At 74.6% G+C, this 20,371-nt stretch carries 18 protein-coding genes; all 18 read left to right on the top strand.

From position 1 onward, the window contains the following. The first annotated feature begins 2 nt into the window (after positions 1-2). Positions 3-1,046 (top strand): alpha-ketoacid dehydrogenase subunit beta, encoded by a 1,044-nt coding sequence (locus ACZ60J_RS34435; RefSeq protein ID WP_469688046.1) that lies wholly within the window; start codon positions 3-5, stop codon positions 1,044-1,046. Further along, the gene (locus tag ACZ60J_RS34430; RefSeq protein ID WP_469688045.1) at positions 1,043-2,875 is read left to right on the top strand and encodes a dihydrolipoamide acetyltransferase family protein; all 1,833 of its coding nucleotides are present in this window, start codon (positions 1,043-1,045) and stop codon (positions 2,873-2,875) included. The genes ACZ60J_RS34435 and ACZ60J_RS34430 overlap by 4 nt, the downstream gene beginning before the upstream one ends. Further along, on the top strand, positions 2,872-3,459 hold the full coding sequence (locus tag ACZ60J_RS34425) for a TetR/AcrR family transcriptional regulator (RefSeq protein ID WP_469688043.1): 588 nt from the start codon (positions 2,872-2,874) through the stop codon (positions 3,457-3,459). Before ACZ60J_RS34430 ends, ACZ60J_RS34425 begins: the two co-directional genes overlap by 4 nt. A gap of 10 nt (positions 3,460-3,469) precedes the next feature. Next, the gene (locus tag ACZ60J_RS34420; RefSeq protein WP_469688041.1) at positions 3,470-3,802 is read left to right on the top strand and encodes a chorismate mutase; all 333 of its coding nucleotides are present in this window, start codon (positions 3,470-3,472) and stop codon (positions 3,800-3,802) included. Positions 3,803-3,962: 160 nt separating this feature from the next. After that, positions 3,963-4,454, top strand: a complete 492-nt coding sequence (locus ACZ60J_RS34415) for a transketolase-like TK C-terminal-containing protein (protein WP_469688040.1) — start codon at positions 3,963-3,965, stop codon at positions 4,452-4,454. Next, the gene (gene aroA / locus ACZ60J_RS34410) at positions 4,451-5,740 is read left to right on the top strand and encodes a 3-phosphoshikimate 1-carboxyvinyltransferase (protein ID WP_469688038.1); all 1,290 of its coding nucleotides are present in this window, start codon (positions 4,451-4,453) and stop codon (positions 5,738-5,740) included. The genes ACZ60J_RS34415 and aroA overlap by 4 nt, the downstream gene beginning before the upstream one ends. Before the next feature lie 9 nt (positions 5,741-5,749). Beyond that, positions 5,750-6,934 (top strand): chorismate synthase, encoded by a 1,185-nt coding sequence (gene aroC, locus ACZ60J_RS34405; RefSeq protein WP_469688080.1) that lies wholly within the window; start codon positions 5,750-5,752, stop codon positions 6,932-6,934. After that, a complete protein-coding gene (locus ACZ60J_RS34400) occupies positions 6,931-7,476 on the top strand; it encodes a shikimate kinase (RefSeq protein ID WP_469688036.1) in 546 nt (181 codons plus the stop codon). Before aroC ends, ACZ60J_RS34400 begins: the two co-directional genes overlap by 4 nt. A 405-nt stretch (positions 7,477-7,881) precedes the next feature. Further along, positions 7,882-9,507, top strand: coding sequence for a 3-dehydroquinate synthase (gene aroB / locus ACZ60J_RS34395; protein ID WP_469688034.1), 1,626 nt, complete (start codon positions 7,882-7,884; stop codon positions 9,505-9,507). Further along, positions 9,501-10,517 (top strand): 3-oxoacyl-ACP synthase III family protein, encoded by a 1,017-nt coding sequence (locus ACZ60J_RS34390; protein WP_469688033.1) that lies wholly within the window; start codon positions 9,501-9,503, stop codon positions 10,515-10,517. The genes aroB and ACZ60J_RS34390 overlap by 7 nt, the downstream gene beginning before the upstream one ends. A 29-nt stretch (positions 10,518-10,546) precedes the next feature. Continuing rightward, positions 10,547-11,377: an arylamine N-acetyltransferase family protein gene (locus ACZ60J_RS34385; protein ID WP_469688031.1), complete on the top strand. Its 831-nt coding sequence runs from the start codon at positions 10,547-10,549 to the stop codon at positions 11,375-11,377. Positions 11,378-11,478: 101 nt separating this feature from the next. After that, positions 11,479-12,597, top strand: a complete 1,119-nt coding sequence (locus tag ACZ60J_RS34380; protein WP_469688029.1) for a phenazine antibiotic biosynthesis protein — start codon at positions 11,479-11,481, stop codon at positions 12,595-12,597. Positions 12,598-12,683: 86 nt separating this feature from the next. Beyond that, positions 12,684-14,078: an aldehyde dehydrogenase family protein gene (locus tag ACZ60J_RS34375; RefSeq protein WP_469688078.1), complete on the top strand. Its 1,395-nt coding sequence runs from the start codon at positions 12,684-12,686 to the stop codon at positions 14,076-14,078. Between the two features lie 147 nt (positions 14,079-14,225). Further along, a complete protein-coding gene (locus ACZ60J_RS34370; protein ID WP_469688027.1) occupies positions 14,226-15,479 on the top strand; it encodes an MFS transporter in 1,254 nt (417 codons plus the stop codon). A gap of 37 nt (positions 15,480-15,516) precedes the next feature. Beyond that, positions 15,517-16,359 carry an arylamine N-acetyltransferase family protein gene (locus tag ACZ60J_RS34365; protein ID WP_469688025.1) on the top strand — a complete coding sequence of 281 codons (843 nt, stop codon included), beginning with the start codon at positions 15,517-15,519 and terminating at the stop codon, positions 16,357-16,359. 152 nt (positions 16,360-16,511) lie between these two features. Beyond that, on the top strand, positions 16,512-18,095 hold the full coding sequence (locus ACZ60J_RS34360; RefSeq protein WP_469688023.1) for a class I adenylate-forming enzyme family protein: 1,584 nt from the start codon (positions 16,512-16,514) through the stop codon (positions 18,093-18,095). Beyond that, on the top strand, positions 18,092-19,690 hold the full coding sequence (locus ACZ60J_RS34355; RefSeq protein WP_469688021.1) for an FAD-dependent oxidoreductase: 1,599 nt from the start codon (positions 18,092-18,094) through the stop codon (positions 19,688-19,690). The genes ACZ60J_RS34360 and ACZ60J_RS34355 overlap by 4 nt, the downstream gene beginning before the upstream one ends. Further along, entirely contained in the window at positions 19,690-20,316 is a 627-nt protein-coding gene (locus tag ACZ60J_RS34350; protein ID WP_469688019.1) for a flavodoxin family protein, read from the top strand. The genes ACZ60J_RS34355 and ACZ60J_RS34350 overlap by 1 nt, the downstream gene beginning before the upstream one ends. Positions 20,317-20,371: the final 55 nt, after the last annotated feature.

Genomic DNA, 20,371 nt, shown 5'->3' with positions numbered 1-20,371 from the left:
CCATGCCGACAGTCGTGACACGTGCGGCGGGGACAGCCGCCGGTACCGGGGTGGGGCCCGCTCCGGGCGCGCGGACCACGATGGCCCAGGCGCTCAACCGCGCGCTGGCCGACGCGATGGCCGCCGACCCGTCGGTGGTGGTGCTCGGCGAGGACGTGGGCCCGCTGGGCGGGGTCTTCCGCATCACGGACAGGCTCCAGGACGCCTTCGGTGAGGACCGCTGTTTCGACACCCCGCTGGCGGAGTCCGGGATCATCGGCATGGCCATCGGGATGGCGATGAACGGGTTCCGGCCGGTGGCGGAGATGCAGTTCGACGCGTTCGCGCTGCCCGCCTTCGAGCAGGTCGTGGGACACGTCGCGAAGATGCGCAACCGGACGCGCGGCGTGCTGAACCTGCCGATGGTCATCCGCATTCCGTACGCGGGCGGCATCGGCGGCGTCGAACACCACAGCGACTCCTCCGAGTCGTACTACGCGCACACCGCCGGCCTGACGGTGGTGGCGCCGGCGACGGCGGCCGATGCGTACTCGCTGCTGCGCGAGGCGATCGAGTACCCGGACCCGGTGGTCTTCCTGGAGCCCAAGCGCCTGTACTGGGCCAAGGAGCCGCTGGAGCTGCCGGTGCGCACCGAGCCGATCGGCCGGGCCGTGGTCCGGCGGTCCGGCACGGACGTGACGCTCGTGGCGTACGGGCCCTCGGTGCCGGTGGCGCTGGCCGCTGCCGCGGCGGCCGAGAAGGAGGGCCGCTCGCTGGAGGTGGTCGACGTGCGGTCGCTCGTGCCCTTCGACGAGGAGACGGTCGCGGCTTCCGTACGGCGCACCGGGCGGGCCGTGGTGATCGCGGAGGCCTCGGGCTTCGCGAGCGTCGCGTCGGAGATCAGTGCTCGCATCGCGGAGCGGTGCTTCCACTCTTTGCACGCGCCGGTCCGCCGGGTCACCGGCTTCGACATCCCGTATCCGCCGCCGAAGCTGGAGCGGCACCACCTGCCCGGTGTGGACCGGGTCCTCGACACCGTCGACGCTCTTCAATGGGAGAACGCATGAGCACGGCCGTGCAGAGCACGGAGCACCTCGACTTCCTCCTCCCTGACTTGGGCGAGGGGCTGACCGAGGCCGAGATCGTCCGCTGGCTGGTGGCCGAGGGCGAGCAGGTGGCGGTGGACCAGCCCGTGGTGGAGGTCGAGACTGCCAAGGCGGTGGTGGAGGTGCCCTGCCCGTACTCCGGGACGGTGGCCGTCCTGCACGCGCCCGAGGGGGGCAGCCTCGAGGTGGGGCAGCCGCTGCTGACGGTGCGGGGGGCCGGGGCGGCCCGGGTGACGGGGGCGGTTCCGGGTCCCGTGCCGGTTCCCGTGCCGGTTCCCGTGCCGGGGTCTGTGCCGGGGCCGGTGCCGGTGGCTTCGGTGGCCGGGGCCGGTGCCGGTGCCGGGGCCGGTGCGGCGGACGAGGGGTCGGGCAAGGTACTGGTGGGGTACGGGACCCAGCCCATCGGGGCGACGCGCCGCCGACGAGCGGGCGCGGCGGCCGGCGTGGGCGCCGTTGCGGGCAGCGCGGGCGCAGGCAGCACGGGCACCGTGGCCAGTGCGGGCACAGGCGGCGCAAGCGCCATAGGTGCCGCGGGCGCCATGGATGCCGCGGGCGTGGGCGCCGCGGGCGCCGCGGGCGGCGTGGAAGCTTCGCGGGTTGTTTCGCCTGTTGTACGGGCCTTGGCCGCGGCCAACGGGGTGGTGCTCGGGGAGGTGTCCGGCACCGGGCCGGGCGGGGTCATCACCCGTCATGACGTCAACGCCGCCATCGCCGACCGGGGGTTGCGCCGGGCCGCCGCCGCACGGAAGGCCCCCGAGGCCCTGACCGCCGTCCCGGCCGCCCTCGGCAGCCCTGCGGACGGCCTGGACGCTTCCGGTGGACCGGTGGGTGGCGCAGGCGTTTCCGGTGGACCGGCGGGCGCCGCGGGCGCTTCCGGTCGTCCGGCAGACGGTGCGGACGGTTTCGGTGGACCGGCGAACGGCGCGGGCGCCTCCGGTGGACCGGCCGCCGGGGTGAGCACTTCCGGTGGACTGGACGGCGGTGTGGAGGGTTTCGGTCGTCCGGCGGACGCCGCCGCGGGCGCCTCCGGTGGACAAGCGGGCGGTGCGGGCGCTTCCGGCAGGCCGGTCGGCGCCACGGGCGGTTTCGGTGGAGTGGTCCGCGGTGTGGGGGAGTTTGGTGGGGGGGAGGTGCGGACGCCGTTGCGGGGGGTGCGGGGGGCTATTGCTCGTAAGCTCGGATTGGCTGCCGCCGTTCCCACTGCCACCGTTTGGGTGGATGTGGACGCGACCCGGCTGTTGGAGTTCAAGCGGAGTCTGGACGGCATCGGGCTGCTGCCGTTGCTGGCCCGGTTCACGGTCGCCGGCCTGCGCAAGTTCCCCGAACTCAACTCCACGGTCCGCGGCGAGGAGATCATCGGCCACCCCTCGGTCCACCTCGGCATCGCCGCGCAGACCGATGCGGGGCTGCTCGTGCCCGTGATCCGGGACGCCGACCGACGCACCGCCCGCGGGCTGCACGAGGAGGCCGCCTCGCTCGTGGAACGCGCCCGCTCCGGCGGGCTGCCGCCCGCGCTGCTGACCGGGGGCACCTTCACCCTCAACAACTACGGGGTCTTCGGTGTGGACGGGAGCTCCATGCTGCTGAACGCGCCCGAGGCCGGCATCCTCGGCATCGGCCGCATCATGGAGCGCCCCTGGGCCGTCGACGGCCGGATCGAGCTGCGGAGCATCACCCAGCTCTCCCTCGTCTTCGACCACCGGGTCTGCGACGGCGGCGCCGCCGGCGGGTTCCTCCGCTTCGTCGCCGACTGCGTGGAGCACCCGCAGCGCGCGTTCGCGGACCTGTGACCAGCCCCGGAGCGGTGGCCTCCCGCGAGAGCCACAGCCTGGCGACGGTGCTCGCCGAGGCCGCCCTGCTGTTCAACGAGAAGGGCTTCGCCGCCACCGGCATGGGTCTGCTCGCCGACCGCCTCGGCATCCGCAAGTCCAGCCTCTACCACCACATCCAGAGCAAGGAGGAGCTGCTGGACCTGGCCGTCGGCCGGGCCCACCGGCTGCTCCTGGACGCCCTGGACGACAGCGCCCGGACCGGGCCGGACGACACCGCGTTCGGCCGTCTGGAAGCGTTCGTCCGCTCCGTGCCCGACCGGCCGGACGACGAACTCCCGTACCTCCAGCTGCTGCTGGGTCCGGACGGCCGGTCCCCCCGGGGCCCTCGTACGGACATCGAGAGCCGCGTGGCCGATCTGCTGCGCGACGCCGGCCGCGAGGGCACCGTACGGCAGGACCTGCCGGCGGACCTGTGCGCCGGGCTGCTCCTCGACACCCTCGGCTCCGCCGTGGCCCGGCGGACCGCGTCCGTACCCGTCGACGTACTCGTCGCCGTGGCCCTCGACGGGCTGCGCACGCACCGCACACCGACCTTCTTCTAGGGAGCCCCCCATGTCCGTGGACACGATCACGATGACCAGCACGATCCTCACCTCGCCCGTCAGCACCGGGGTCCGCCCCGACGCCGGCAACGCGGCCAAGGCCGTGGAGACCGTCCTCGCCAACCGGCGGGGCATCGACGAGACCGACCGCGCGCTGATCCAGCTGATCAAGGAGCGGACCCGGCTGTCCGGCAACGTGCAGCGGGCCCGGATGGGCGCGGGCGGCCCCCGCGTCGTCAACTACCGCGAGGAGCAGATCATCGGCACCTACGAGCGGGAGCTCGGCACCGCCGGCGAGGAGCTGGCCCGCATCTTCCTCGAGCTCGGCCGGGGCGCCCAGTAGCGCTGCCCGCGGAGTTCGGCGGGGCGCCCGGGCCCGCACCTGACGGACCGGGCCGCGACCTGACGAGCCGCAGCGGACCGCGTTGGAGGGGGCGCCGCCCCTCGCCCACGATGGCACGGCGGGGCGCCCCGTACCGGACCCGGCAAGGAGCCGTACCACCATGACCGAGGAATCACGCGGGGGTTACGTCCTCGCGGACGCGTCGAACGGCGCGCCCCTGACGGTTCTGGTGGCCGCCGGCGGGGAGACCGCCGTGGCCCTGGAGGCCCGCGAGATCCTGGAGCGCGACGGCATCGGCACCCGCGTGGTGGCGATGCCGCGCCCCGAGCGCTTCCGTGCACAGGACCACGCCTATCGGGTGGCGGTCCTCGCCCCGCAGGCCCGTACCAGGATCTCCGTCGAGGCCGGATCCGCCCTCGGCTGGTACGCGATGCTCGGCGGAGCCGGAGCCGGTGAGGGTGTGCGCATGGACCACTTCGGTCAGGGCGGGCCCTTCCGGACCCTGTACGCCCAGGCCGGGCTGACCGCCGCACGCATCGCGGCCGCCGCCCGGGCCGGACTCTCCCGCACGCGGCCGCGCGCGCACCCCGCGCCCGAACCGGATCCCGTCCGCAGCGCTCCGACCGCCCCCGTCGACCAGGAGTCACCTTGACGACGCCGTCCCACCCCGACACCGCTCTGTCCGCCCGGATCCCGGGCTCCAAGAGCCTGACCAACCGCGCCCTGCTGCTGGCCGCCGCCGCCCGCGGCACCTCGGGCCTGTGGGCGCCGCTGGTCAGCGACGACACCGTTGCCTTCCGGCGGGCCCTCGGCTCGCTGGGCGTCACCACCACCTCGACGCCCGCCGACGAGAGGTGGGACATCGCCGGCAACGGGGGCGGCCCCCTCGGCACCGGCCGGATCTGGTGCGCCGACGCGGGCACCGCCGGCCGCTTCCTGCCGCCCTTCGCCGCCACCGGGCGCGGGTCCTTCGTCTTCGACGGCTCCGCCCAGCTGCGCGCACGCCCGCTCGGGCCCCTCACCCGTACCCTCTCCGAGCTGGGCGCCGGCGTCACCGCCGGACCCGACGGCGGGCTGCCGCTCACGGTGGCCGCGAACGGCCTCTCCGGCGGGCGCGTGGAGCTGGACTCCGGGCTCAGCAGCCAGTACCTGAGCGGCCTGCTGATGGCGGGACCGCTGATGGACGGCCCGCTGACGGTGGACGTGCCCCGGCTCGTGAGCCGCCCGTACCTGGACATGACCTTCGCCCTGATGCGCCACTTCGGCGCGGACGTGGAGGAGGACGCCACCTCCATCACCGTCCGGCCCGGCGGTTACACCGCCGCCGACCTGGTGATCGAGCCCGACGCCTCCACCGCTTCGTACTTCTTCGCCGCGGCGGCCGTCACCGGCCGGACGGTGACCGTGCCCGGGCTGGGCAGCGGCAGCCTGCAGGGGGACCTGCGGTTCGCCGAGGTGCTCGCGCTCACCGGCGCCGACGTCGAGATCGGTGCGCACGCCACGACCGTCACCGGCCGGCCCGGCGGCGGGCTCACGGGCGGGTTCAGCGTGGACATGGGCGAGATCTCCGACACCTTCATGACCCTCGCGGCCGTCGCGCCGCTGGCCGACGGCCCGGTGACGATCACGGGCATCGCCCACGCCCGCCTGAAGGAGTCCGACCGCATCTCGGCGGTCGCCGCGAACCTGCGGGCCTGCTCGATCCGCGTCGACGAGGCCGAGGACCGGATCACGATCCATCCCGGCACCCCGCGCGCCGCCGTCGTCGACTGCCACCGCGACCACCGGATCGCCATGTCCTTCGCCGTGCTCGGCCTGGGCAGTTCGGTGCCGCTGGAGCTGGACGACCCGGCCTGCGTGGCCAAGACCTTCCCCGCGTTCCACACGGAGCTGAACCGGCTCTTTCCCGAGTACGCGATTCCCGACAAGGAGCAGTGAGCAAAAGTGCTGAGCAGGTTGCGCTGGCTGACCGCCGGTGAGTCCCACGGACCCGCGCTGGTCGCCACCCTGGAGGGGCTGCCGGCCGGGGTCCCGGTCACCACCGCACTGGTCGCGGACGACCTGGCCCGGCGCCGGCTCGGCCACGGCCGCGGTGCCCGGATGAAGTTCGAGCAGGACGAGATCACCTTCCTCGGTGGGGTCCGGCACGGTCGCTCGATGGGTTCGCCCGTCGCCGTCATGATCGGCAACTCCGAGTGGCCCAAGTGGGAGACGGTCATGTCGGCCGACCCCGTGGACCCCGCGGAGCTCCGGGAGACCGGCCGGGGGGCGCCGCTGACGCGCCCGCGGCCCGGTCACGCCGACCTCGCGGGCATGCAGAAGTACGGCTTCTCCGAGGCCCGGCCGATCCTGGAGCGCGCCAGCGCCCGGGAGACCGCCGCCCGCGTCGCGCTCGGCGCGGTGGCCCGCTCCTTCATCAAGGAGGTGGCCGGCATCGAGATCGTCTCGCACGTGGTGGAGCTGGCCGCGGCCAAGGCCCCGTACGGCGTCTACCCGACGGCGGCCGACGTGGAGAAGCTGGACGCGGATCCGGTGCGCTGCCTGGACGCGGACGCGTCGAAGGCGATGGTCGCGGAGATCGACCAGGCCCACAAGGACGGTGACACCCTCGGCGGCGTCGTGGAGGTCCTCGCCTACGGGGTGCCCGTCGGGCTCGGGTCGCACGTGCACTGGGACCGGCGCCTCGACGCGCGTCTCGCGGCGGCGCTGATGGGCATCCAGGCCATCAAGGGCGTCGAGGTCGGCGACGGCTTCGAGCTGGCCCGGGTGCCCGGCTCCAAGGCGCACGACGAGATCGTCGGGACGGACGCGGGCATCCGGCGCACCTCCGGGCGCTCCGGCGGCACCGAGGGCGGGCTCACCACCGGCGAGCTGCTGCGCGTACGGGCCGCGATGAAGCCCATCGCCACGGTGCCGCGTGCGCTGGCCACGGTCGACGTGGCCTCCGGCGAGGCGACGGTGGCGCACCACCAGCGCTCCGACGTGTGCGCGGTGCCGGCCGCGGGGATCGTCGCCGAGGCGATGGTCGCGCTGGTGCTGGCCGACGCCCTCGTCGAGAAGTTCGGCGGCGACTCGGTCGACGAGACCCGCCGCAACGTCCGGTCGTACCTCGACCACCTGCACATCCGATGACCGGCGGGGGACCCCGGATCGTCCTGGTGGGCCCGATGGGCGTCGGCAAGTCCACGGTGGGCGCGCTGCTCGCCGGACGGCTCGGCGTTCCCTGCCGGGACACGGACGAGCTGGTGGCCACCGCCGCGGGATGCTCCGTCCCGGACGTCTTCGCCATGGCGGGCGAGGCCCGCTTCCGCGAACTGGAGCACCGGGCCGTGGCCCGCGCTGCCGCCGAGGACGGCACCGTGCTGGCCCTCGGGGGCGGGGCGGTGCTGCACCCCGCGACCCGGAGGCTGCTGGCCACCCTGCCGGTCGCCTTCCTGGACGTGGAGCCCCGCGAGGCGATGCGCAGGGTCGGGTCGGGCGCCCGCGCCCGGCCGCTGCTCGCCGCCGACTCGGACCCGCGGCGCCGGTGGCGCGAACTGCGGGAGCAGCGGCGCCCGTTGTACGAGTCCGTCGCCCGCGTGGTGGTCCGCACCGACGGGCGTACCCGGGCGGAGGTCGCCCAGGCGGTGCTCGACGCGCTGGAGCCCCAGCTCCACGGGGCCGCCGTCCGCTGACGCGGGGCGGCTCCCCTGTCGCCGCACGGGCCGGCTGGTGGTTCCGCGTACCCCGCACGGTGCGGGGGCTTCGCGCCGCGGGGATCCCGCGCGGCGGGGGACCGACCGGAGCGGAACCGGGCGCCGCTGGGAGCGAGCGCCGCTGGGAGCCGGGCACCGCTAAGGCCCAGCTCCGCCGGCGGTCAGGAACCGCTGGGGCCGGGCACAACTGGTGGCCGGGCGGAGGTGGGGCGAGCGCCACTGAGGGTCGAGGACCACTGGGGCGGGGACCACTGGGCCCGAGCACCGCTGGGGACGGGCTCCGCTGGGGACGGCGGTGGTGGGGGTGTAGGGGATCGAGAGATGGATGAGGCGGGCCGTTTGGGGCGGTGCCGGGAGTATGCCGAGCGAGAGACTGGACTGACGATGACGAAGCAGGCGGTCACCCGGGTGCGGGTGACGGGTGACCAGGACCGCGAGTCGTACGAGGTGGTGATCGGCCGGGACCTGGGGACCGGCCCCGGCGAGGCCGCGGACCTGGCCGCGCTGGTCGGTGGACGGGCCCGGCGGGTCGCCGTACTGCACCCTCCCGCGGTGGCCGGGCGGGCCGCGACCGTCCTCGCGCGGCTGTCGGGGCTCGGCTACGAGACCCTGGCCCTCCCGCTGCCGGAGGGCGAGGCGGCCAAGACGGCCGAGGTGGCCGCGGACTGCTGGCAGCGGCTCGGCCTGGCCGGCTTCACCCGGAGCGACGTGGTCATCGGCGTCGGCGGCGGGGCCACCACCGACCTCGCGGGGTTCGTCGCCGCCTCCTGGCTGCGCGGCGTGCGCTGGATCGCGGTCCCCACCACGCTCCTCGGCATGGTGGACGCGGCCGTCGGCGGCAAGACCGGCATCAACACCGCCGAGGGCAAGAACCTCGTCGGCGCGTTCCACCCGCCGGCCGCGGTGCTGTGCGATCTGGCGGCGCTGGACACGCTGCCGGAGGCGGACCTCGTCAGCGGGCTCGCCGAGATCGTCAAGGCCGGTTTCATCGCCGACCCGGTCATCCTCGACCTGGTCGAGGGCCGTCCGCGGGGGGCCCTGACCGCGGGCGGTTCCGACGGCCCGTACCTCGCCGAGCTGGTCGAGCGGGCGGTCCGGGTGAAGGCGGAGGCCGTCTCCGCCGACCTCAGGGAGGCCGGGCCCCGCGAGTTCCTCAACTACGGGCACACGCTCGCGCACGCCATCGAGAAGAACGAGCGGTTCACCTGGCGGCACGGCGAGGCGGTCTCCGTCGGCCTGGTCTTCGCCGCCGAACTGGCCCGCTCCACGGGCCGCCTGGACGACGCCACGGCCGACCGGCACCGCCGCGTCCTCACCGCCGCGGGGCTTCCGTCCGCCTACCCGGGGGCCGATCGCGCCGCGCTGCTGGAGACCATGCGGATCGACAAGAAGAGCCGCGGCGACCGGCTGCGCTTCATCGTCCTGGACGCCCTGGGCTCCCCCGCCGTGCTGGAGGACCCGGATCCGGCCGCCTTGGACGCCGCCTTCACGGCGGTGGAAGCGGCGCCCGAGGCTGGCCCGGCCCCGGCCCCTGAGGGTTCCGCCCCGGCCGTCCCGGTCGCCCCGGCCGTCCCGGTCCTGGTGCTCAACGGCCCCAACCTGGGGCGTCTGGGCCGCCGCGAACCGGGCGTCTACGGCAGCGCCTCGTACGCCGAACTCGCCGAGGACTGCCGCCGGACCGGCCGGGAACTGGGCCTGGCGGTCGACGTGCGCCAGAGCGAGGACGAGGGCGAGATCGTGCGCTGGCTGCACGAGGCGGCCGACGGAGAGGTCCCCGTCGTCCTCAACCCCGCCGCGTTCACCCACTACTCGTACGCGCTGCGCGACGCCGCCGCCCAGCGCACCGCGCCGCTGATCGAGGTGCACCTGTCCAACCCGCACGCCCGCGAGGAGTTCCGGCACCGCTCGGTGATCTCCCCGGTCGCCGACGGCACCATCGCCGGACTGGGCCTCGGCTCCTACCGGCTCGCCCTGCGGGCCGTCGCCGCGGCCGTGGTGTCCCCGTGCTGACCACCGCCGCGGATCCGGCGACCCGGGTGCTGGGCGTGCTCGGCACCGGCTCGGCCGTCCCGGACCGGGTGGTCCCCAACGCCGAGGCGGGCGCCCCGGCCGGGGTCGACGACGCCTGGATCCACGCGAAGACCGCCATCCGGGAGCGCCGCCGGGCGGCGCCGGACGAAGCCACCGGGGACCTGGCCGTACGGGCGGCCAGGGCGGCCCTCGCGGACGCCGGGATCGGCGCGGACGACCTCTCCCTCATCGTCCTCGGCACCTCCACGCCGGACACTCCGCAGCCCGCGACCGCCTGCTTCGTCGCCGACGCGCTGGGCGTGGGCCGCGGCACCGCCGCCTTCGACGTGAACGCCGTGTGCAGCGGCTTCAGTTACGCACTGACCACGGCCGAGGGCCTGCTGCGCGCGGCCGGCGCGGACGGGCACGCGCTCGTCATCGGCGCCGACGTCTACTCCCGGATCCTCGACCCCGCCGACCGGCGCACCGCCGTCCTGTTCGGCGACGGCGCGGGCGCCGTGGTGCTCGGCCCGGCCCGTGCGGGCCGGGGCGAGCTGCTCGCCTCCCGGCTGGCCGCCTTCGGCGCCGCCCGGGGCCTGGTGGGCGTGGCCGCGGGCGGCAGCCGGCGGCCGGCCTCCGCGCGGACGCTGGCCGCCGGACTGCACCACTTCACGATGGACGGGCGCGGCGTACGGGACTTCGTCGCCGCCGAGGTGGCCCCGGCCGTGCGCCGGTTCCTCGCCGACTGCGGAACGCCCCCGGAGGCGGTCGCGCACTTCGTGCCGCACCAGGGCAACGGCCGCATGCTCGAACAGCTCGCGGCGCAGGTCGGCATCCCGTTCTCCCGCACCCGCGGCTCCTTCACCCGGTACGGGAACACCGGAGCCGCTTCCGTACCGCTGACCCTCGACCTGACCGCCCGGTCCGGCACCCTCAACGCCGGGGACCTCGTGCTGCTCGCCGCGTTCGGCGGCGGGATGACCATGGGGCTCACCCTGCTGCGGTGGTAGCCGTACCGGCGGAGGAAGCGACGACTGCCATGAACTCCGAGACGCTCGATCCGCGCCTGGTGGCCGACTACCTGTCCCGGATCGGGGCCGTGCGCCCCGCCCGGGCCGACGCCAGGGCCCTGCGCCACCTCCAGGAACGGCACGTGCTGAGCGTGCCGTTCGAGAACCTGCACTACTACGCGGGCAAGCCGATCAGCCTGGACGTCTCCATCGTCCACAAGATCGTCCACGACCGGCGCGGCGGCGGCTGCTACGAGCTGAACCCGTCCTTCGGGCTGCTGCTCCTCGCCCTCGGCTTCGAGGTCGAGCTGCTGCCCGCCCGGGTCTGGATCAACGACGAGCTCGGCGTCCCGCTGGGCCACGTCGTGCTCCGGGTCCGCGACGCCGACGGCGGCTCCTGGCTCGTCGACGTCGGCTTCGGCCGCAACAGCCGCCACCCGCTGGCGCTGGACCCGGCGGCGGCCGGCGCCGACCAGGTGGATCCGCACGGCGTGTACCGGGTCGACATCCTGCCCGACGGGGGCCGCGAGCTGTCGCTCGGCGGCAAGGCGCAGTACCGGATCGAGCCGCGTTCGGTCGTGCCGGGCGATCTGCGCGCCACCCTCTGGTGGTACCGGACCAGCTCCGAATCGCCCTTCCTGCAGAGCCAGCTGTGCTCGCTGCCGACCGCCGACGGGCGGGTCACGCTGATCGGCCGGACGCTGCTGCGCCAGCGCGGCGGCCACCGCTCCACGGAGGAACTGCCCGACGACGCGCGGGTGATCGAGGTGTACCGCGAGCACTTCGGCATCGAGCTGGACGAGGTTCCCCCGGACCTCGACGTGGACGCCGCCGGAGCGGTCCGCCTGCACGCGTCCTGATCAGTCGGCCGCCTCCCCCACTCCCCCCTGCTCCGCCCCATCCCCTGGTCCGCTCCTCCCGGACAGGCGACAGAACCCGAACCGACCCCAGGAGTGCCGTCGTGCCCGCCGCCCCCCTCGCAGACCCGTCCGCCGATCCCGAGGAGTTCCTGCGCGAGACCCTGCGCTGGCACTTCTCCCCCGAGACCGGATCCCCGTTCTGGCTGGACCGGGCCCCGCGGCTCGGCTTCGATCCCCTCACCGACATCCGGGACTTCGCGGACCTCACCCGCTTCCCGAACCTCGCGGGCGAGCTGCGCGACGTCCGCGCGCAGGACCTCGTCCCGCGCGGCTACGGCGAGCGTCCGGACGTCGTCGGCGTGTACGAGAGCGGCGGCACCACCGGCGCGCCCAAGCGGATCGTGCTGCTGCGCGACTGGGTGGACCGGCTGGTCGAGTGGAGCAGCGCCCAGCTCGACGCCCACGGTGTGCCGCACGGGGTGAACTGGCTCTCCGTGGTCCCCACCGGCCCCCACATGGTCGGCGACATCGTCCGGCGCCAGACCGCGCACCGGGGCGGTCTCGCCTTCTGCGTCGACCTCGACCCCCGCTGGGTCAAGCAGCTCATCGGCCGCGGCCGCGCCGGCGAGGCGGGCGACTACGCCGCGCACATCGTCGAGCAGGTCCGGCACGTGCTGCGCAGCCAGGACGTCGGCGTCCTGATGTGCACCCCGCCGGTCCTGGAGCGGATCGCGGCCGACGCCGAACTGGCGGGCCTGGTGCGCGAGAAGGTACGGGCGATCAACTGGGTCGGCACCCAGATGGACGCCGACACCCGCCACCTGTACCGCACCGAGGTGTTCCCCGACGCGGTCCTCTACAGCGGGTACGGCAGCACCATGGTCCTCGGCAGCGCGAGCGAGCGCCCGGGGCTCGGCCCGGACGACCCGTGCGCCTACGACCCGTTCTCCCCGTACATGACGCTGTCCGTGGTGGAGCCCCCGGAGCCGGGCGATCCCGGGGCCCGCAGGCCGGTGGCGTACGGGGAGCGCGGCCAGGTGGTCACGCACCACCTCAGCCGGAGCTTCTTCCTGCCGAACAACCTGGAGCGGGACCTGGCGACCCGGATCCGGCCGCTGCCGCCGCGGACCGGGCGGGTCGGGCAGACCGGGGACTCGGTGGCCGACATCGCACCGGTGCGGGAGTTCGACGACGAGAAGGTCATCGAGGGGGTCTACTGATGGCCGCGCAGCTGCTCCACGACCGGACCGCCGCCGGGACCACCGCCGCCTCCTCCGCGACGGCGACCGACGACCTGCCCGGGGAACTGCCCGCGGAACTGCCCGAGATCGACGCGCTGGGACCCGGCGGGACCTTCCGGGCCCGCAACCGCATCACCCTCACCGACGTCTCCGGCCGGCCGGCCGCCACCCTCGGGCTGGTGCCGCGGCTGTACGTGCAGCGCACCATGGCCGCGCTGCGCGAGGCACCGGTCCCGCCGCCCGCGACCCGCCTCGCGATGCTGGCCGAGGCCGGGCGGATCTTCGCCGAGGACACCGTCGGCGGCCTCGGTCCGGCGGCGTACGCGCACACCGTCGCCCGGGTCAGCGGACTGCCCCTCGGGGTCGTGCGGACGGCCGCGGACGCCGTCGCGCGGGCCGGGCGCGAAGCCGGGTACGTCCTCGACCAGGCACGGCCGGCCGGAGCCGTCGACAGCTGGCGCGATCCGCGCACCCTGGGCGGCAGCGCGGTGTGGACACGGCGCGGCTCGGTCTTCGCCGTGCACGCCGCGGGCAACCACCCCGGCCCGCACTCGCTGTGGCAGGAGGCGCTCGCCCTCGGCTACAAGGTGGCCGTACGGCCCTCGCGGCGCGAGCCCTTCACCCCGTACCGGCTCGTGTCGGCGCTGCGTGCGGCCGGCTTCGGCCCCGACCAGGTGGCCTTCCTGCCCACCGCCCACGACGTGGCGGACACGGTCCTCGACGGGGCCGATCTGGGGCTGGTCTACGGCGGCGACGAGGTCGTCGCGAAGTACCGCGGGTCCCGGGTGCTGCCGCAGGGGCCCGGGCGCTCGAAGATCCTGGTCACCGCGGGCCCGGACGGCGACTGGCGGGAGCACCTGGACACGATCGTGGACTCGGTCGCCCACCAGGGCGGGGTGGCCTGCGTCAACGCCACCACCGTGCTGGTGGAGGGCGATCCCGGACCGCTCGCCGAGGCGCTGGCCGAGCGGCTGGCCGCGCTGGCGGACCTGCCGCCTGAGGACGGCCGGGCGGTGCTCCCGGTGCGGCCGGTGGACGAGGCCCGCGCCCTGGAGGCGTACCTCGCCGGCCGTGCGGCCGGGGCCGGTGCACGCGCCCTGCTGGGCGGCGCGGGGACCGGGATCGTGTCCGAACTGGGCGACGGCAGTGCGGTGCTGCGTCCGGCCGTGCACCTGCTGGAGCGCGCCGACGATCCGCGCGCCGCGCTGGAGCTGCCGTTCCCCTGCGTCTGGGTGGCGCCCTGGCGGCGTTCGGACGGCGTGGCCCCGCTGCGCGGCAGTCTGGTCGTCTCCGTGCTCGGCGACCTCCCCGCCACCCTGATCGGCGAGCTCCTCGCCGAGCCGACCGTCTCCAACGTCCACACCGGCCGCCGGCCCACGTACTGGATGCGGCCGGGCGTACCGCACGACGGTTTCCTGGCCGAGTTCCTGATGCGGACGAAGACGGTCGCCCACGGCTGAGAGCGCCACGGCACCAGTTCCGGTCACGGCACTAGATGACGGATCCGGCCATGCACTTGACGGAGTCGGCCGGCGGCGATGGCAGGGCCGTACGGGCGGCAACAGGATGCTTGCGACCCAGGTAGGCCCCCCGACGGAGGAAGTTCCATGACCGCCCATCCCGCACCCGCCGTGCCCCGAAGGGGGCGGGCCGAATCCGCACAGGCGCCCTTCGGCCCCACTGTCGCGGTCATGGCCCTCATCGGTCTGGTCCTCGGCAGCCAGGCCTACGTCACCATCCCGCTGATGCCGCAGATCGCCGAGTCCTGGCACGTGGAGAAGTCCGCGGCGGCCTGGGCCACCTCGGCCTTCGCCATCGCCTACGCCTGCGGCTCGCTGCTCGCGGGCCCGCTCGCCGACCGGTTGGGGCGCCGCACCGCGACCTGGACCAGCCTGGCGGTGCTCGCCGTCGCCACGGCCGCGGTGCCGCTGGCCGGCGGACAGACGGGCGGCCTGGCCCTGCGCGCCGCCCAGGGCATCGCGGCCGGCGTGTTCGCCCCGGTGGTCTACGCCTACTTCGGCGAGCGGCTGCCCGCCCAGCGGGTGGCGCTCGCGCTGACCGTCGTCTCCTGCGCGCTCGGCGGCACCCTGGTCGGCGGACAGCTCGCCGCCCAGGTGCTGGAGTCGCAGCTCGGCTGGTCGGCCGTCTTCTGGGTCTCCGCCCCGCTGCTCGCCCTCGGCGCCCTGGCCGCCCGTACGGTGATGGTCGCCGACGCCCCCCGCACCGCGAAGGGCGCCGGCTTCGCGCTGGGCAACGTGGTCGGCTCCCCCCGGTTGCTGCCGCTGTTCCTCACCGGGCTCGTCGTGCTGGGCGGGGTCACCGCCATCTACACCGGTGTCCAGCTGTACGGCCCGAAGTCGTTGAGCGACCCCGACGCCCTGTTCGCCCTGCGCGCCTCGGCGCTGCCCTCGCTGGTGATCGCCGTCATCGCCGCCCCCGCGCTCGCCAGGATCGCCCCCGCCCGCCGGGCCGGCGGAGCCCTGGCCCTCGCCGGGCTCGGCATGGTCGGCGCGGCGCTGGCCGGGGACAGCGCCCTGGTCCTCGGCATCGCGCTCTTCGCCGCGATGACCGGTGTCGCCACCGCCGGTCCCGCGCTGGTCCAGGCCGTCGGCGGCGCCGCCGGAGCCGACCGGGCCACCGCCATCGCCGTCTACAGCTTCCTGCTCAACCTCGGCGCCGGTATCGGAGCCCAGGTCCCGCAGGCCACCGACGTGTTCACGCACCTCGCCCTGTGGCTCGCCGTCGCCTTCGCCGCGGGCATCGCGCTGGTCGCGCTCTCCGCCAGGGCCGAGGCCGCGCGGGCCGCCGCCGGGCGGCCGGCCGCGGCGGACGCCGCGCGCGTCCCCGCCCAGGCCGGCTGACATCCGTACGTACGAAGAAGGACGAGAGGTCATCACCATGAACGCCCTGCCGCCCGCTCCTGCCGACGGCTGGAACTCCGAGGCCCTGGAGCTCGACGCCTACCTGGAGCGCATCGGGTACGACGGCCAGGTCTCCGCCGACTTCGAGACCCTGCGCCGGCTGCACCGCGCCCATGTCGGCACCATCTCCTGGGAGATCGTCGACCTGGCCGTCGGCCACCGCATCAACCTCGACCTGCCCAGCCTGCAGAAGAAGATCGTCGACGGCGGCCGCGGCGGCTGCTGCCTGGAGAGCAACCTGCTCTTCGCCGCCGCCCTCGACCGGATCGGTCTGAAGGCCACCCGGCACCTGGCGCGGGTGCGCCGCGGCAGCGACGCGATCCGCTACCGCTCGCACGCGGTCGTCATCGTCGAGACGGAGGGCCGCCGCTACCTGGCCGACGTCGGCTTCGGCGACGAGGGCCCGCTCGAACCCGTCCCGCTGGAGGACGGCACCGAGGTCACGGTCGGCGACTGGACCTGGCGCCTGGACCAGGAGGGCGAGGAGTGGGTGCTGCGCAGCCTGCACCACGACGGCTGGTTCGACGTGTACAGCTTCCGCGAGGAGCAGCACTACTGGATCGACTTCGAGGTGTCGAACGTCTACACCAGCACCAACCCGGCGTCCCCGTTCATCGGCAAGCTGGTCGCCCAGCGCGGCGGCGAGACCGTCCGGCACACGCTGCGCCACCGCACCCTGATCACGGACTACGCCGACGGCCGCCGCGTGACCGCGGAGCCGAGCGCGGAGGAGACGATCACGGCGCTCAAGGACACCTTCCGGATCACCCTGACCCCGGACGACGAACGCGTACTGCGCGAGCAGGTCCTGACCCGCTAGACGTCCGGTTCCGAGCCGGGCGGGCCGCCCTTCCCCCGAGGGGCCCGCCCGGCGCCCCGCCGTTTCCCCGCTCTGCCCGTCCCCTCCCCCCACCCCCCCTCCCCCCACGCCCCGTTCCACCCACACCCGTACGTCCCGCCGAGGAGAGACTGATGCTGCGGAACCCCGCCCGAACACGCGGGCTCTACATAGGGACCGTTCCCGAGCAGGCCGCCGCCGCCCGTCCCCACACCACGATCCTGCTGGACCACGGCCTGGACGTGCTGCCCGGTGTCTCGGGCTACCTGACGGTCGGCGAACTGGCCGACCACGTCGACGACATGGCCGCCCGGCTGTACGCCGCGGGTGTCCGCGCGGGCGACCAGCTGGCGATCTACAAGAACAACAACTTCGACATCTACATCCTGGCCAGCGCGGGCGCCCGCATCGGCGCCGTGCCGGTCATGCTCTCGCCGGCGCTCGACGGGGAGAGCGCCTACGCCCTGCTCGACCGCCTCGACCGGCCGTTCCTGCTGACCGACGACACCAAGCTCGACGGCCCGCTCGACGGCGCCGACCTCGGCGCGGTCACCCGTACGGTCATCTCCGCGGGCACCGAGGCCCGCGACGGGGCCGTTTCCCTGCACGACCTGGCCGGCTCCCCGCGCCGCGAGCCGGTGATGCTCCCCGCCGACCAGCCCGCGCTGATGACGCACACCTCCGGCACCACCGGGCTGCCGAAGCTGGTGGTCCACTCGCACCGCACCCTGTTCGGGCGCTACCGCCCGCAGCGCCGCCTGGGCAAGCTGCTGAAGACCGGGGACACCGCGGCCATCCACCTCTCGTACGTCCACTCCCGGATGTACCTGGGCATGGCCGTGCTGCTCAGCCGCGGACTGCACGTGGCCGTCGTCAACGACACGGAGCCGGAGAAGATCGCCACGCTGTTCGGCCGGATCCGCCCGGCGTTCGTCGAGACCCACCCGAACTCCTTCATGGAGTGGGAGGACCTCGTGGACGACCCGCGCCGGCCGTTCTCCAACGTCTCCTGCTTCAGCAGCACCTTCGACGCCATCCACCCCGGCACGATGGACCGGCTGCTCAAGGCGTCGCAGCGCAGCAACCCGGTCTTCTTCCAGATCTACGGGCAGAGCGAGTGCGGGCCGCTGACCGGCCGCCACTACACCCGCAAGAACGCGCACAAGGCCGACGGCCGCTGCCTCGGCTACCCCATGCCGGGCATCACCCGGTACCGCCTGGTGCCCCGGGGCGGGCACACGCCGTCCCGGGAGAACCCCGGCTACATCGAGGTGAGCACCCCCGGCCGGGCCGTCGGCTACTACGGCGAGCCCGAGCGCTTCGCCCAGCAGGCCTTCGGCCCGTGGTGGCGCGGCGGGGACGTGGGCTTCCGCACCAAGGTCGGCTGCCTGCACCTGCTCGACCGCGAGGTCGACGTGATCCCCGGCATCCACTCCACCCTCGAGGTCGAGGACGCGGTGCTGCAGCGGCTGGAGGAGCTGGCCGAGCTGGTCCTCGTACCGGGAGCGGACGGCGAGGCCGTGCCGGTGGTGTGCACCCGGCACGGCGAACCGCTCGACCCGGCCCGCTGGCGGAGCGCGGTCGCCGGGCTGCCGGCGATGGCCGACCCCGTCCAGATCCCCCTGGCCGAACTGCCCCGTACGGCCACCATGAAGGTCCAGCGGATCAAGCTGGCCGCGATCCTGCGCGAGCAGGGGGAGGCGGTGACCGCGTCATGAGCGGCCACATCCAGAACATAGGCACCTCCGACTACGACGTGCTGATCGTGGGCGCCGGTCCCACCGGGCTGATGGCCGCGGTCGAACTGCTGCGCCGCGGCATCGGCGTCCGCGTCATCGACCAGGCCGAGGAGCCGCTGCAGAAGCCGAAGGCGCTGGCCCTGTGGCCGCGTGCGCTGGACATCCTGGAGGACATCGGCGCGGGCCCCGGCATCCGCGAGTCCTCCGTGCAGATCAACGCCCTGAGCTACTACTCGGAGCGCCGGCACCTGGCCACCTTCGACTTCCCCGAGGACCTCGCGCCGCGTCACCTGCCGCAGCCCGAGACCGAGCGGATCCTCACGGAGCGGCTGCACGCGCTCGGCGGCAAGATCGAGCGTGGGGTGCGCCTGCTCGACATCGAGAGGATCGACTACTCCGGCGACATCCACGCCACCGACGGGGTCACGGCGGTCCTCGAACACGGCGACGGCCTCATCGAGCGCACCCTCGTGCCCTTCCTGATCGGCGCCGACGGCGCGGGCAGCAAGGTCCGCGGCGAGCTCGGCTCCTCCTTCACGGGCAGCACGTACGAGATGGAGTTCGCCCTCGTCGACGCCCGCATCGAGGGCACGCTCCCCGCCGACCAGGTGCTGTACTTCCAGAACCCGAACGGCACCCTCGTCATCGTCCCGCAGCCCGACGGCGTCTACCGCTTCCTGTCGGTCATGCCGCCGAGCGGCGAGCGCGTCGACGTGAGGATGATGCAGCAGATCCTCTACGACCGCGGCCCGCGCGGCGTCCGGATCACCGACCCGGTGTGGGAGACGGTCTTCCGCGTCCACGCCCGGCACGCCAGCGACTTCCAGCGCGGCCGGATCTTCCTGATGGGCGACGCGGCCCACGTGCACAGCCCGGCCGGCGGGCAGGGCATGAACAACGGCCTCCAGGACGCCCACAACCTGGCCTGGAAGCTCGCCGCCGTCATCAAGGGGCACTCCCCCGCCTCGCTGCTCGACACCTACGGGCCGGAGCGCTCCGCGGCCACCCAGCGGATCGTGCGCGACACCGACCTGCAGACCCGCGCCTGGATGTTCAACGGCCGGGTCCAGGTCCGGGCCCGCGACGCCGCGTTCCGGGTGCTGGACCGCACCGGGCTCGTCTCGCACTTCTACGCACCCGTCATGGCGGGGCGCCGGCTCGCGTACGACACCGTCCGCGACACCCAGCGGCCGTCGCGCAAGGCCGGCTGCGGCATGCACGAGAAGTTCCCCGGCGGCCTCAAGGTCGGCGCCGTCTTCCCGCGCAAGCTGGCCCTCACCCACCGGATCTCCGGCCCGGCGGCGGACCCCGACCTCTGGACGCTGGCGGTGCTGGCGCCGTCGAGCGGCGGTACCGACTGGCAGACCGAGATCGGGCACATCCTGGACCGCTGGCCGCAGGTGCGGGTGGAGCGGCTGCGCCGCCGCAACGCGCTGCGCGTGACCGGCTGCTGGCGCCCCGGGTACTACCTGGTGCGCCCGGACGGCCACATCGCGGCGCACGGCCACGACCGCGACCTGAACCGCCTGGAGGCCGAACTGGCCGCGGCCCTCACCCCGATCGGAACCCCCTGATGACGCAGCAGCTCGAACACCCCGCCGGCACGGACGGCGGGGCCGCGGCCGCGTACTCGCCGCTCGTGGTGGTGGCCTTCCACTCGGGGCGCGGCCACGCCGCGGCCCTGGCCGTCGCCGCGCGCGACGGCGCGGGCGAGGTGGGCGGGCGGGCCGTGCTCGTGGACATCGAGTCGGTCAGCGACGCCCAGTGGGAGCTGCTGGACGCGGCCGACGCCATCGTGTTCGGCTCCCCGACCTACATGGGGAGCGCCTCCTCGGTGTTCCACGCCTTCGCGGAGGCCAGTTCCAAGCGCTGGGCGACGCAGGCCTGGAAGGACAAGGTGGCCACCGGCTTCACCGTGGCCGGCTCGATGAACGGCGACAAGCTGCACACGCTCCAGTACTTCTCCATCCTGGCCGCCCAGCACGGCATGCACTGGGTCAACCTGGACATCGCGCCGGGCTGGAACTCCTCCACCGGCTCGGAGCACGACCTGAACCGGCTCGGCATCAACCTGGGCGCCGGCGCGCAGGCCAACACCGACCAGGGGGTGGAGGGCGTCACCAAGGCCGACCTGGAGACCATCCGCCACCTGGGCCGCCGGGTGGCGCGGGTGGCGGCCCTGGTCGCCGCCGACCGCTGAGCGGTCGCCCGCAGGCCCGTACGGGCAGCGGCAAGGCCCCGGCCCGGACCCCCAC

The organism is Streptomyces sp. NPDC104226 (assembly GCF_055584085.1).
This window is presented reverse-complemented; position numbering and strand designations above follow the sequence as displayed.